This window comes from Pseudomonas sp. Seg1, assembly GCF_018326005.1.
GTDB lineage: Bacteria > Pseudomonadota > Gammaproteobacteria > Pseudomonadales > Pseudomonadaceae > Aquipseudomonas.
Genome location: NZ_AP021903.1, coordinates 6,238,194 through 6,251,748, shown reverse-complemented (window position 1 = coordinate 6,251,748; position 13,555 = coordinate 6,238,194). Strand labels below are relative to the sequence as shown.

At 59.2% G+C, this 13,555-nt stretch carries 12 protein-coding genes; 7 read left to right on the top strand and 5 right to left on the bottom strand.

The window, feature by feature from the left end; all coding sequences use genetic code 11:
• Nucleotides 1–90: 90 nt before the first annotated feature.
• Nucleotides 91–411 (bottom strand): DUF2388 domain-containing protein, encoded by a 321-nt coding sequence (locus KI231_RS28160; protein WP_169843014.1) that lies wholly within the window; start codon nucleotides 409–411, stop codon nucleotides 91–93.
• A 155-nt stretch (nucleotides 412–566) separates the two neighbouring features.
• Here KI231_RS28160 and KI231_RS28155 point away from each other — a divergent pair, with 155 nt between their 5' ends.
• A complete protein-coding gene (locus KI231_RS28155; RefSeq protein ID WP_249412078.1) occupies nucleotides 567–1,532 on the top strand; it encodes a hypothetical protein in 966 nt (321 codons plus the stop codon).
• A gap of 5 nt (nucleotides 1,533–1,537) precedes the next feature.
• On the opposite strand, the gene tfpB is transcribed toward KI231_RS28155, so the two are convergent.
• Nucleotides 1,538–3,322: a type IV pilus assembly ATPase TfpB gene (gene tfpB / locus KI231_RS28150; protein ID WP_213026897.1), complete on the bottom strand. Its 1,785-nt coding sequence runs from the start codon at nucleotides 3,320–3,322 to the stop codon at nucleotides 1,538–1,540.
• A 90-nt stretch (nucleotides 3,323–3,412) separates the two neighbouring features.
• Entirely contained in the window at nucleotides 3,413–3,751 is a 339-nt protein-coding gene (locus tag KI231_RS28145; protein WP_103302495.1) for an ACT-like domain-containing protein, read from the bottom strand.
• A 126-nt stretch (nucleotides 3,752–3,877) separates the two neighbouring features.
• On the opposite strand from KI231_RS28145, the gene KI231_RS28140 reads away from it, so the two are divergent.
• Complete coding sequence (locus KI231_RS28140; RefSeq protein WP_016983809.1) at nucleotides 3,878–4,342, top strand: Lrp/AsnC family transcriptional regulator; 465 nt, start codon at nucleotides 3,878–3,880, stop codon at nucleotides 4,340–4,342.
• 120 nt (nucleotides 4,343–4,462) lie between these two features.
• Here KI231_RS28140 and KI231_RS28135 read toward each other — a convergent pair whose 3' ends face one another.
• Nucleotides 4,463–5,833, bottom strand: coding sequence for a CYTH domain-containing protein (locus KI231_RS28135; RefSeq protein ID WP_213026896.1), 1,371 nt, complete (start codon nucleotides 5,831–5,833; stop codon nucleotides 4,463–4,465).
• 156 nt (nucleotides 5,834–5,989) lie between these two features.
• On the opposite strand from KI231_RS28135, the gene argE reads away from it, so the two are divergent.
• The gene (argE, locus tag KI231_RS28130; protein ID WP_213026895.1) at nucleotides 5,990–7,156 is read left to right on the top strand and encodes an acetylornithine deacetylase; all 1,167 of its coding nucleotides are present in this window, start codon (nucleotides 5,990–5,992) and stop codon (nucleotides 7,154–7,156) included.
• A 254-nt stretch (nucleotides 7,157–7,410) separates the two neighbouring features.
• Nucleotides 7,411–8,712 carry an amino-acid N-acetyltransferase gene (gene argA / locus KI231_RS28125; protein WP_103302491.1) on the top strand — a complete coding sequence of 434 codons (1,302 nt, stop codon included), beginning with the start codon at nucleotides 7,411–7,413 and terminating at the stop codon, nucleotides 8,710–8,712.
• Nucleotides 8,713–8,873: 161 nt separating this feature from the next.
• Here the strand turns inward: argA and tauA are convergent, their stop codons facing one another.
• A complete protein-coding gene (gene tauA / locus KI231_RS28120) occupies nucleotides 8,874–9,863 on the bottom strand; it encodes a taurine ABC transporter substrate-binding protein (protein WP_502937233.1) in 990 nt (329 codons plus the stop codon).
• 365 nt (nucleotides 9,864–10,228) lie between these two features.
• On the opposite strand from tauA, the gene KI231_RS28115 reads away from it, so the two are divergent.
• From KI231_RS28115 to ssuE, 3 genes are all read left to right on the top strand, one after another.
• Nucleotides 10,229–11,629 carry an OprD family porin gene (locus KI231_RS28115; protein WP_103302489.1) on the top strand — a complete coding sequence of 467 codons (1,401 nt, stop codon included), beginning with the start codon at nucleotides 10,229–10,231 and terminating at the stop codon, nucleotides 11,627–11,629.
• 295 nt (nucleotides 11,630–11,924) lie between these two features.
• Entirely contained in the window at nucleotides 11,925–12,563 is a 639-nt protein-coding gene (locus KI231_RS28110) for a peroxiredoxin (protein ID WP_103302488.1), read from the top strand.
• 333 nt (nucleotides 12,564–12,896) lie between these two features.
• A complete protein-coding gene (gene ssuE / locus KI231_RS28105) occupies nucleotides 12,897–13,490 on the top strand; it encodes an NADPH-dependent FMN reductase (protein WP_103302486.1) in 594 nt (197 codons plus the stop codon).
• The last annotated feature ends 65 nt before the right edge of the window (nucleotides 13,491–13,555 follow it).

Here is a 13,555-nt window from a genome sequence, read left to right as displayed (position 1 = left end):
AAGCCCACTCCCACAGGGTTCTATGGCGCATCTGAAATAGCGGGCAAAAAAATGCCGCTCATGTGAGCGGCATTTTCTTCGGTGAAAGGCTTATTCGGAAGCCACGGCGTTCTTCGCCAGAATCGCGTTCGCCAGTTCCATGTCCGTCGCTTGCAGGCCCGGATTGTCGGCGCGGACTTTCTGCATCGCCGCTTCCAGGTACGGGCCACGGATCCCGCCATCACTGGCAACGAAACTGCCGGCATCGTCCTGTGCGGCGACGATCAGCTTGTGATCCTTGAAGGTCAGGTAGGTCGAGCCAGTGGTGGCGCCGGACGAAATGACGTTACGCCAAAAGCTGTCGGCCATCGCTGAACCAACAGGGAGGGACAGCAAGGCAAGGGTGGCGACAGCAAGTTTGAGACGCATGATGAGATGACTCCTGGGGGTTAACTACGGCCTTGGATCGTCATTTGCCCGATCCGGTTCCATGAGTGCTCTGTTTCAGCCTGTTGCGCAACCTAGCGCTAGGGCTCCAACGAGTTGTTTGGCACCATGCGCGATGGTTTTCACGCATGGACGCTGCCTTGAATTTTCCTGCTTTGTTTTATGCCATGTTCTGGTGGTTTCTCATGGTCGGTTTCATCGGCCTGCCCGTGCTGCTGATCATGCTGTGTATACCGGCGTGGCGCAGACCGTTGCTGCGGCATCCACGCAAGGTCGGGGCCATGGCATTGGTCTGTGTCAGCGTTGTTGGCTTGACCTCGTATCGGCTATGGGTCGATCACCGGGAGCGTCAGCTGCGTAATCCCACGCTCGATCACGCTGTTCAGGTCGGGGAGCTGACTTTGCCGGCCGGTGCCAGTGTGCACCTGAGTACGCTCGAACCGCTGGACGAGAAGGGTGAGCCGCAAATCCATGGTCTGGCCAGTGTACGCAGTGCTGAATTCATCGCTCCGCATGCCATTGCCGGGATAAAGGTTTCGGCATTGAAAATGTATTTCCTGCCCGAAGCCGAGTTGCTGCTGGCAGGGGATCAAGTGGTCGATGGCTGGCCCTGTGCTGGCGGCACCTGGTTGAAGATGAGTGTCACCGAGGAGACCCGTCTGCAACCTGAGCGCTGGCGTTTTAGTGCTTGTACGCTGGTGGCCGGTGCGCAGATTGCCGGGGAGACCTGGCCGGCGCAAAGCCGAATCTATCGGGAGGGCGACGAGTACACCGTCAGTGACTGGATGGCCCGGGAGCCTGTTTCAGTGCGCGGCATCGTGTTGTCGAGTGTCTCCGTGACACTCGACCAGCAGCACCGGCTATTGCGGTGGGACGGTCAGCTGGAAAATCCGCTAACCGTCGGCGACTGGCAATACCCACATGGAATGCGGGTGGCGCAGAACAGTCCGGGCACCTTGATGTTCAGCCCGAGCAAGTCCGACGCGGTACGAAATCTGCGCACCGGGAAAGGACTCAAGCTCAACCACTCGATTCTGCAACGGCAATCCGACGGCAGCGTGCTGTGGATCAAGCCCAATGCCGAGGTCAATGTGATCGACTGGTAGCGTCTCTAGCGCTGCTCGCTCTGTGGCGTCACCCGCAACACCTCCTCGATCGTCGTCAGTCCGGCCGCGACTTTCTGTGCTCCGGACAAGCGCAGGCTGCGCATGCCTTCCTTGAACGCCTGGCGCCGAATCGCCGTGAGGTCGGTGTCGGGGGTGATGAACGCCTTGAGGCTATCGCTCAGTTGCATGATTTCGTAGACCCCGGCGCGACCGCGATAACCGGTGTCGCGGCATTCCAGACAACCAATCGCGCGTTGCGCATTCGTCGGCAGCGGTGCTTGCCACGGTCGGGTCAGGGTTTGCCAGTCTTCTTCCTCAAGCGTGAGGGGCGTCTTGCAGTGCGGGCACAGGGTGCGCACCAACCGCTGGGCCATGACGCCAAGCACGGTGGCTTTGATCAAGTAATGCGGCACGCCGAGCTCCAGCAGACGGCTGATCGCGCTCGGCGCATCGTTGGTGTGCAAGGTCGACAGCACCAGGTGCCCGGTCAGTGCAGCCTGAATCGCCATTTCAGCGGTTTCGAGGTCGCGGATCTCGCCGATCATGATGATGTCCGGGTCTTGCCGCATCAGCGCACGCACGCCGGCGGCGAAGCTCAGGTCGATGTTGTGCTGGACCTGCATCTGGTTGAAGGCCGGTTCGACCATTTCGATCGGGTCCTCGATGGTGCAGAGGTTGACCTCCGGCGTCGCCAGTTTTTTCAGCGTGGTGTACAGCGTGGTGGTCTTGCCCGAACCGGTTGGCCCGGTGACCAGAATGATGCCGTTGGGCTGGCGGGTCATGTCCTGCCAGCGGCGCAGGTCGTCAGTTGAAAACCCGAGCTGGTCGAAGTCCTTGAGCAGAACCTCCGGGTCGAAGATCCGCATGACCATTTTTTCGCCGAACGCCGTGGGCAAGGTCGACAGCCGCAACTCGACCTCGCCGCCGTCCGGGGTCTTGGTCTTGACCCGACCATCCTGGGGTTTGCGCTTCTCGGCGACATTCATCCGGCCGAGGCTTTTCAAGCGGCTGACTATCGCCATCGTCACCTGCGGCGGGAATTGATAGACGTTGTGCAGCACGCCGTCGATGCGAAAGCGCACGGTGCCTTGCTCGCGACGCGGCTCGATGTGGATATCGCTGGCGCGCTGCTGGAAGGCGTACTGGAACAGCCAGTCGACGATGTTGACGATGTGCGCGTCGTTGGCGTCCGGTTCCTGATCGCTGGCGCCGAGGTTGAGCAGTTGTTCAAAGTTGCCGAGGTTGCCGCTTTGCTGATCGGCATTGCTGGCGCCGCTGACCGATTTGGCCAAGCGGAAAAACTCGACGCTGAAACGCTGGATATCCGCCGGGTTGGCCACCACTCGCTTGATCGGCAGTTTCAGGACGTGGGTCAGATCGGCTTCCCAGCCATTCACATAGGGCTGGGCACTGGCCACCGTTACCGAGTCGCGGTCGACCGCGACGGCAAGAATCTTGTGCCGTTGGGCAAAGGCGTAGGACATCAGCGGGGTGATGGCGGCGACGTTGATCTTCAGCGGGTCGATGCGCAAATACGGCTGCCCGGCCTGTTGCGCCAGCCACAGGGTCAGGCTTTCGAGGTCGAGATGTTTGCCCGGACGGCTGAGGTCGTCGAGCTGCTGGCTGGCGATGAATTCCAGTGGGTGCATCTGGCTGTGGGCGGCGTGGCGCCGACGGGCGTTCAGCGCCTGTTCGGCCGAGTCCTGGCTGATAAAGCCTTGGGCGACCAGTTCACGCAACACATCGTTGAGTTCCAGCCAGCGGTCCTGAGTGGCGAGTTGAACGGACATGCGGGCTCCTTTTGAACGACTGTGCGCAAAGGATAGTCGTGGCCCCGCAGACTGTTGGGCCACTACCCGACGAAGCCGTTGCCGGATTTGTCAGCCGGCCGCTTGCGCCTGCGCATCCCAAGCCGTGTCGGCGTTTTGCAGGTTCACCGAGCACACGCTGATCAGGTTACGAAGTTTTTCCGCAATCACTTGCGCGCGATGCCAGCTCAGGCCGCCCATGACAAGGTCGATCGACAACAGATCATTCAGGCGCTGCACATTGACCTGCTCGGGCGTGAGGAACTGCAACGCGAACAGGTTCAACACCCGCACCAGCAAATCCGGCTCGGCCTCGGCGAGGATTTGATACTGCGCCAGGCAGTGGGCATTGCTGACGTTCCACACGTCGGCGCGGGTGGGGGCGCTGTTCACGGCTTCAAGGTGCGGCATGGCAAGTCTCCAAATTCACTGGAGAAATTTTTACATTCGCTGATGGGTATTTCTTGGCTAAGATCGGCGTTATTGACGAGTCAGCGAATAGATCAATTCGCCAGGTTATCTTTTTGAGGTTTTTATATGCACAGCGAGCTGGACAGCTACGACCGCAAGATTCTCGCCCTGCTGCAAGAGGATGCGTCGCTATCGAGTGCGCAGATCGCCGAACAGGTGGGGCTGTCGCAATCGCCCTGCTGGCGGCGGATTCAGCGGATGAAGGAGGAGGGCATCATTCGCGGGCAGGTGACGTTGCTGGATCGCAAGAAGATTGGCCTGAATACGCAGATTTTTGCCGAGATCAAACTCAATGCCCACGGGCGTTCAAACTTCACCGAGTTCACCGAGGCGATTCGCGGCTTTCCGGAAGTGCTGGAGTGTTATGTGCTGATGGGCGCGGTGGATTTTCTGCTGCGTATTGTCGCGGCGGATATCGAGGCGTACGAGCGGTTCTTCTTCGAGAAACTGTCGCTGGTGCCGGGGATTCAGGAAGTGAATTCGATTGTGGCGCTTTCCGAAATCAAGTCCACAACCAGCCTCCCGGTCTAGCGCGGAGGGCCTTTGTGGCGAGGGGATTTATCCCCGATGGGTCGCGAAGCGGCCCCGCTTCCTTAAAAGCAGGGACTGCTGCGCAGTCCATCGGGGATAAATCCCCTCGCCACAGGGGTATTACATGCGCAGCAGCATTTTCCAGGCACGGTTCTGGTAAACCGCAATCGCCTGCTGCTTGCGCGCATCGAGCAGTTCGTCAGTGATCGTCGGCTCGTTGGCCAGTTGCGCAAGTTTGTTCAGCTCGCCGTACAGACGATCCATTTCCGGGATCTCCAGCACGTTACGCGCGTGGTGCAACCAGACCTGAATACGCTCGATACGCGGCAGTTGTTCGGCCAGATCTTCCGGCTGCTGCTGGTAACGCTGCAATTGCAGGGCGGTGGCTTCTTCGCCCAATGTGCGCGGCAACCAGCTGTGCAACTGCGCGCCACCCTGACGGTTGCCACGCACGTTGCGCTCGGCCGTCCAGCTGCGAGCCAGCAACCAGCGCGAAGCGGTCAGCGAGAACAGGCCCCAACGCGGGTCTTCCAGTTCTTCGAGGAACTGTTCCGGCGCAGCTTTGCGCACGTCTTCGTCTTCGATGCCGACCTGCACCAGTGGGCGCCAGTCTTCCAGCAAGGCATCCAGCGCCACGCGCAGGTCGTGGGTCGACGGACGCGGTGCGGCCTGGCCGAGGCTGCTGAGCAGGGCGCGCATTTCGGCGAGGTTCTCGACCCAGTCCAGCAACAGGCGCCAGTGACCGTTGAAACGGTACTGTTCGGCCAGGCGCTGGCTGCTGCCGAGCAAGTGCCAGCCCAGCGCGGCGAAAGCGTCGTCCAGCTGGGTTTCCGGCGTCAGCTCGGGTGCCGGCAGGCTCAGCGAGTAACTGTTGGCGTCGTACAGACGATAACCGCGCTCGGCCTTGCTGATATCACATGGCATCAGCGCCAGGGTTTGCGCCAGTTCAGCGGCCAGTTCCAGCAGCGCGGCAGGCTCGCCTTCGCGCAGTTCCAGTTCCAGCTCGCAGATTTCTTCTTTCTGTTTGCCGACTACCACATGACCCAGGTCCAGCGCGGCTTCGATGACCACTTTGGCCTTGCCACGACCCCAGGCGATTTCGGCGCGCTCGCGGACGAAATCGGTGGTGAAGATCGGTTTCAGGGTTTTCTTGTCCAGCTCGGCCAGCGACTCGGGCCAGCATTCGCCGTCGAGTTTCTTCACGTCGAGCTTGGCTTTCGGCAGTTTCCAGTCGTACTCGTTACGCTCGGACAGACCGGCGACACTCTGGCCGCGAGTCTTGAGGGTCTGAATCACTTCGTCGCCATCCTTGCGCAGGCGCAGGGCAACTTTGGCCTGGGCCAGATCGCGCTCTGGGGTGTCGAAGTACTGGTTCATCAACTCACGGCGTTCCCAGCCATTTTTGTTGCGTTTTTTCAGTAACGGGTGCTCGCGCAAGGCAGCGAGGGTTTCGCGGCTGACGCGGAGTTTGATTTCGGTTTCTTTCTGCATGGCCGGAAAATCCAGGATCGGGAGCGCAGCCGGGGGAATGTGTGGCTGCCAAGGCCGTGCAGTGTACAGGACTCGAACTTCCTACGCCCTGCGGCGGTTTATTCCTGACGCCGGATGGCTCTATGATGGACTTCAAATCGGGAGTGGGAGTCAGCGATGCCTTTGCCGTCCATGCAAGACCAGTTCGCTGCGCTGATTGCCGCGCCGTCGGTCAGTTGTACGCAGCCAAGCCTGGATCAGTCCAACCGGGCGGTGATCGATCTGCTCGCCGGATGGCTCGGTGATCTGGGTTTCAGTTGCGACATCCAGCAGGTCAGTCCCGGCAAATTCAATCTGCTCGCGAGTTTCGGCAGTGGTCCCGGCGGGCTGGTGCTGGCTGGGCACAGCGACACGGTGCCGTATGACGATGCACTGTGGCAGACCGATCCGCTGAAACTCACCGAAGTCGATGGTCGCTGGGTCGGGCTCGGCAGTTGCGACATGAAGGGCTTCTTCGCCCTGATCATCGAAGCCGTGCTGCCGCTGCTTGATCAGCCGTTCAAGCAACCGCTGCTGATCCTCGCCACCTGCGACGAAGAAAGCTCGATGTCCGGCGCTCGCGCGCTGGCCGAGGCCGGGCGACCGCTGGGCCGTGCGGCCGTGATCGGCGAGCCGACCGGGCTCAAGCCGATCCGCATGCATAAAGGCATCATGATGGAGCGCATCGACATTCTCGGGCAGAGCGGCCACTCGTCGGATCCGCGCCTGGGCCACAGTGCTCTCGAAGCGATGCACGATGCCATCGGCGAACTGCGTGGTTTGCGCCTGTTGTGGCAGCGTGAATTCAACAATCCGCAGTTCAGCGTGCCGCAACCAACGATGAACTTCGGCTGCATCCATGGCGGCGACAACCCCAACCGCATCTGCGGCCAGTGTTCGTTGGAGTTCGACTTGCGGCCGTTGCCTGGCATGGACCCGAAAGTCCTGCGCGCCGAGATTCTGCGCAAGCTCAACCCGGTTGCTGAACGGCATCAGGTGAAGATCGACTACAAACCATTGTTCCCGGAAGTGCCGCCATTCGAACAGGCCGAAGACGCCGAATTGGTGCGCATCGCCGAGAAGCTTACCGGCCACAACGCCGAAGCAGTGGCGTTCGGCACCGAAGCGCCTTATCTTCAGCGCCTTGGCTGCGAAACCATCGTACTCGGCCCCGGCGACATTGCTTGTGCACATCAACCGGGCGAGTACCTTGAAATGTCACGTTTGCAGCCTACCGTGCATCTATTGCGGCAACTGATTGAACATTACTGTCTGACAAGTGCCCCAACATCACAGGATTTGTAGGCGTGAGCCTGCTCGCGATAGCGGTGAGACAGTCACCGGAGATATTGACTGACACTCCGCTATCGCGAGCAGGCTCACTCCTACAAGGGATCTGTGTTTTGCTCGACCAAACGCTGTAAATTGCCAGCATTCCAACCCGTATTCATGAGGAGAGCGCGCGTGTCGCCAAGCCTGTTCCGACGATAACCATCAGCCCGCTGTGCGTTTTCCGTTTCGCCCCTTTTCCGGCTGCTCTTTATTACAGGCCCAGGTTCATGCCCGAATACGTCAATTGGCTTCGTCACGCGTCCCCTTATATCAATGCCCACCGCGACTGCACCTTCGTCGTCATGCTGCCCGGCGACGGCGTGGAGCATCCGAATTTCGGCAATATCGTCCACGACATCGTCCTGCTGCACAGCCTCGGCGTGCGTCTGGTGCTGGTGCACGGTTCGCGCCCACAGATTGAAACCCGCCTCGCCGCCCGTGGCCTGACGCCGCATTACCACCACGGCATGCGCATCACCGATGCGGCGACGCTGGAGTGTGTGATCGACGCCGTCGGCCAGTTGCGCATTGCCATCGAGGCACGGCTGTCGATGGACATGGCTTCATCGCCGATGCAGGGCTCGCGTCTGCGCGTGGCCAGCGGCAACCTGGTGACCGCGCGGCCGATCGGCGTGCTCGAAGGTGTCGATTATCACCACACCGGCGAAGTGCGCCGGGTCGATCGCAAAGGCATCAATCGTCTGCTCGATGAACGCTCCATCGTGCTGCTGTCGCCGCTGGGCTACTCGCCGACCGGTGAAATCTTCAACCTCGCTTGCGAAGACGTCGCCACCCGCGCCGCCATCGACCTGGGCGCAGACAAACTGCTGTTGTTCGGCGCCGACCTCGGTCTGATCGATGAGAACGGCAAACTGGTGCGCGAACTGCGCCCACAACAAGTGCCGGCGCATTTGCAGCGTCTGGGCAGCAGCAACTATCAAGCGGAGCTGCTGGATGCCGCTGCCGAGGCTTGCCGCGGCGGCGTGGCGCGCAGCCACATCGTCAGCTATGCCGAGGACGGCGCGCTGCTGACCGAACTCTTCACCCGTGACGGTGGCGGTACGCTGGTGGCCCAGGAGCAATTCGAACTGGTGCGCGAGGCGGCTATTGAAGACGTCGGTGGCTTGCTCGACCTGATCAGTCCGCTGGAAGAACAGGGCATTCTGGTGCGCCGTTCGCGTGAAGTGCTGGAGCGTGAGATCGAGCAGTTCAGCGTGGTCGAGCGTGAGGGGATGATCATCGCCTGTGCGGCGCTGTATCAGATTGCCGATTCGGATGCCGGTGAACTGGCGTGTCTGGCAGTGAACCCGGAGTATCGCCACGGCGGTCGCGGCGATGAGCTGCTGGAGCGAATCGAAACCCGTGCCCGCGCGCAAGGTTTGAAGACTCTCTTCGTACTCACCACGCGCACTGCGCACTGGTTCCGCGAGCGTGGCTTCGAGCCGAGCAGTGTTGAACGTCTGCCAGCGGCACGGGCGTCGCTGTACAACTATCAGCGCAACTCGAAAATCTTCGAAAAGACCCTTTGATCTGAATTGGCGGGGCTTTTGTGGTGAGGGGATTTATCTGTGGTGAGGGGATTTATCCCCGATGGGGCGCGCAGCGGCCCTGCTTTTGGGACTGCTACGCAGTCCATCGGGGATAAATCCCCTCGCCACAGGTTTCATTGAGCCAGTGATGGATTTCACTGTTATTCAGTGATGAATTTCGCACTCACGTACGGCGAATAATCCGGCAGCACCGTTTCAACCTTGCCCTGCTCCTTCAAAAACTTCGCCGTCTCGCCAATCGCCTTCGCCGTGCCGCCGTCCAACAGCGCGGTGGTTTGCTGTGCCTTGGCATCCGGGAAGGCTGAGCCGGCGAGCAGTTCAGGAACATCAGCGGCATTGGCGCCAGTCAATTTGGCGATTTTCTGTACAGGTGCCGAGTCAGCCGTCCAGCTGTCTTTATGGCTGGCGTAGTCGGCGAACGAGTCTAGAGTGACCTTGGCAAATTTGGCCACGACGTCAGGATGCTTCTCGGCGAAGTCCTTGCGTGCGACCCAGACTTCGAAGGTTGGCGCGCCCCATTGGCCGACTTGCGCGGCATCGGTCAGGGTCTTGCCGGTCTTGCGGATTTCACCCAGTGCTGGCGACCAGACAAACGCACCGTCAATGTCGCCGCGTTTCCAGGCAGCGGCGATTTCTGCGGGTTGCAGGTTGACCACTTTGACTTTCGAGGCGTCCAGGCCCCAGTGCTTGAGGGCGCCGAGCAGGCTGTAGTGGGAGGTGGAAACGAACGGCGTGGCGATGGTTTTGCCGACCAGATCCTGCGGGGAGTTGATGCCGCTGTCGTTGCGTACCACCAAGGCTTCGGCGGCATTGATCTGCGCCGAGACGATGAAGGCCACAATCGGCAGGTTTCGTGACGCGGCAGCCGCCAACGGGCTGGAACCGAGGTTGCCGATCTGTACATCACCGGAGGCAATGGCTGTCACAACTTCCGGGCCACTATTGAAACGACGCCAGTCGATTTTCTCGCCGATGGTTTTCTCATAGACGCCGTCAGCCTGAGGGACTTTGCTCGGGTCGATACCGGTCTGGTAGCCAACGGTAAGGTTGGCGGCGTGGGCGGAGAAAGAAATCAGTGCTGACACACAAACTGTAACAAATTGACTAGATAGTGCGCGTTTGGCCATCATGGCGTCGCCTTTTCGATAGGGTTTGACGATTTGGGGTTGCGCCAAAGCTAATCGATCTAAAAAAAGGCTAACAAATACCATTTAGGAATGAGCTTAGTCGCCGATACGCTGTTTCCCGGCGGAGGTGGCAAGACAGTGGCCATATTCCGAAATGATATGAAAAAGAATGAATAAATTCTTTTTGGGTTTATCAGGAAATCTTTACTCTGCACGGACCAAATCACTGCGATTAGACCTTGGTCGTAGACACACAAGGTTACGATTGACTTGTCAGTCACGGTCTGGCGCTAATCGCGAATCTTAGGACCCAGGGGCGTCAGATCCCGGGCCAGGAACACAAGAATTAGAAACGAGAGGAGCTTTACATGAACAAGTCCACCTTGGCCCTGGCTGTGGCCGTAGGGGTTATGGCGCAGCAGGCAGGCGCCGCCGGTTTCATCGAAGACAGCAAAGCTACTTTGGGGCTGCGTAACTTCTACATCAACACTGATAACCGTGATGGCGACGTCAACGCTCCCGCCAACAAGCGTAACGGCGTTCAGAGCAAGCAAGAAGAATGGGGCCAAGGCTTCGATCTGCGCTTCATCTCCGGTTACACCCAGGGCACCGTAGGCTTCGGTATCGACGCTATCGGCCTGTTGGGCGTGCGTTTGGATTCCGGTGGTGGCACTAACGGCGCTTCCCCAGCGACCGCCACCAACTACGGTTCCTACGGTGGCACTGTTTTCCCGAGCAAATCCAATGGCGAAGCGGTTGATAACTTCTCCAGCCTGGGTCTGACTGCCAAGGCCAAGATCTCCCAGACCGAACTGAAGCTGGGTACTCTGCAGCCGAAAAACCCGGTTATCGTTACAAACGATGGTCGTCTGCTGCCGCAAACCTTCCAGGGTGGTCAGATCACTTCGGGCGACATCAAGGACCTGACCCTTGTTGGCGGCCAGATCGAGCACGTCAAAGGTCGTAACTCCAGCAACAACGAAGAACTGTCGATCGCTGGCGCCAACGGTCGTACTGCGACTGGTCGCGACAGCAACAAGTTCATCTATGCCGGTGGTGACTACAAAATCACCAAAGACCTGACTGCCCAGTACTACTACGGCAATCTGGATCAGTTCTACAAGCAACACTTCCTGGGCCTGGTGCACAACTGGGCAATCGGCCCGGGCGTGTTGAAGTCGGACCTCCGTTACTTCAACAGCCGTGACGACGGTAAAAACGGCACCGATGCCAACTACTACACCTCGGGTGACTACGGTACTGGCATCACCAAAGGTAAAGTCGACAACAACCTGTACAGCGGTCTGTTCCTGTACACCGTTGCAGGTCACACCTTCGGTGGCGGTTACCAGGTCAGCAACGGCAACAGCGACTTCCCGTGGCTGAACCAGGGTGACGGTTCTTCGAACTACACCATCACTGACATGCAAATCCAGAAGTTCGGTCGTGCTGGCGAGCGTACCTGGCAGGCTCGCTACTCGTATGACTTCGCCAAAGTCGGCCTGCCTGGCCTGACCGCCGGTGTGGTTTACCTGCGTGGCGATAACATCGACACTACCGGTCGCGTCGGTTTCAACCAAGTCAGCGTCAATGCCACCGGCCGTTCTGAATGGGAACGCGACCTGACCGTCGGTTACGTAGTACCAGAAGGCCCGCTGAAGAACCTGGGCCTGATGTGGAAAAACGCTACCTGGCGCAACGACATCCCAGGTCAACGCGACCAGGATGAAAACCGCCTGATCGTCAGCTACTCGATCCCGCTGCTGTAATAGCGCGTCTAGATTCGTTGATGTAAAAAAGCCCCGTCCGGCATCGCGCCGGACGGGGCTTTTGCGTTTTCGAGTCAGGCTCACCCCCGTAAGCCCTCCCCGAATTTCCCTCTTTGCAGCTACTCAAGGCCTTCTCGAACCTTGCGAACGATGTTCGTCGGGATACGGCCGAGCGTCCAGTGAACAGATCTTTAATATTCTTTTTAGATCTAGATATCTATTTATTTATTCTTTTTCAGAAGATCAAAAGCCAAGCTACAGTTGAGGTCTCCAACAACTCATCAGGAGCAGCACCATGAGCCTCAGACTCGGCGACATCGCCCCCGATTTCGAACAAGACTCCAGCGCCGGCAAGATTCGTTTCCACGAGTGGCTGGGCGATAGCTGGGGCGTGCTGTTCTCCCATCCGGCGGACTTCACCCCGGTGTGCACCACCGAGCTGGGTTTTACCGCCAAGCTCAAGGATGAATTCAGCAAGCGCGGCGTCAAAGCCATCGCGCTGTCGGTCGACCCGGTGGACTCTCACCACAAGTGGATCGAAGACATCAACGAAACCCAGAACACCCTCGTCAACTTCCCGATCCTGGCGGACGCCGATCGCAAGGTTTCCGACCTCTATGACCTGATCCACCCGAACGCCAACGACACCCTGACCGTGCGTTCGCTGTTCGTGATCGATCCGAACAAGAAGATCCGCCTGACCATCACTTACCCGGCGAGCACCGGGCGCAACTTCCACGAAATTCTGCGGGTGATCGATTCGCTGCAACTCACCGACAACTACAAAGTGGCCACCCCGGCCAACTGGCAGGACGGTGACGAGGTGGTGATCGTGCCGTCGCTCAAGGATGAAGACGAGATCAAGAAACGCTTTCCCAAAGGCTATCGCGCGGTGAAACCGTATCTGCGCCTGACGCCGCAGCCGAATAAATAACCTTTTGAGGCGATCGTTCCCTCGTCGAAGCGTCGAACCGTCCGCGTGGGAATGCCGCCCGTGACGCTCCGCGTCACAGTGGCCGCGGAGCGTCCTTGGATTCATTTCCACGCAGAGCGTGAGAACGATCAGTGTGTAGCCACAAAGCAGGGGATTTCGGGCCGTTTCTACGGCCTTTTTTTTGCCCGCCGTCTGCCGAAAGTTATATCTCCAAAACGCATAACCAAATGAATAAATATGATTTATGGATATATAAATCAGCTGGTAAGGTCACTTCCATCGAAGCGAGATCGCAACCCGCGAATCGCCTGTAACGCTCAAGGAATTGTCTCAATGCTGGTCGTCTCACTCGGTGGCAGCCCTAGCCAACGCTCCCGTTCCGGGGTGCTACTGGAGCGCTCGCAACGCTGGTTGCAGGAGCAAGGGGTGGAAGTGGTGAGTTATCAGGTGCGCGACTTTCCGGCCGAAGACTTGCTCCACGCCCGTTTCGACAGCCCGAAGGTGCTCGACCTGCTGGCTCAGATTGAAAATGCCGATGGCCTGTTGATTGCCACCCCGGTGTACAAGGCCTCGTTCTCCGGTGCGTTGAAAACCGTGCTGGATCTGCTGCCGGAACGCGCCTTGAGCCACAAGATTGTTTTGCCGATGGCCACCGGCGGCAGCATCGCCCACATGCTGGTGGTCGATTACGCCCTCAAGCCCGTGTTGTCTGCATTGAAAGCCCAGGAAATGCTTCAAGGGATTTTCGCCGAGGACAGCCAGATCGCTTACGGCGAAGGCAGCGCGGCGGCGCAACTGGCTCCGGCACTCGAGCAGCGACTGTACGAAGCGCTGGACCAGTTTGTCAGCGCCATGGCCCGCCGGCCGAAACCGCTGGAGCCGGGCTTGTTGAACGAACGTTTGTTGAGTGCTCGCTGGAGCATTTAAGTCTCACCCGAACTTGAAGTACTGGCCTTACTCGCCCGCCAACGGGCAAGCAGGTGCAGCCAAAA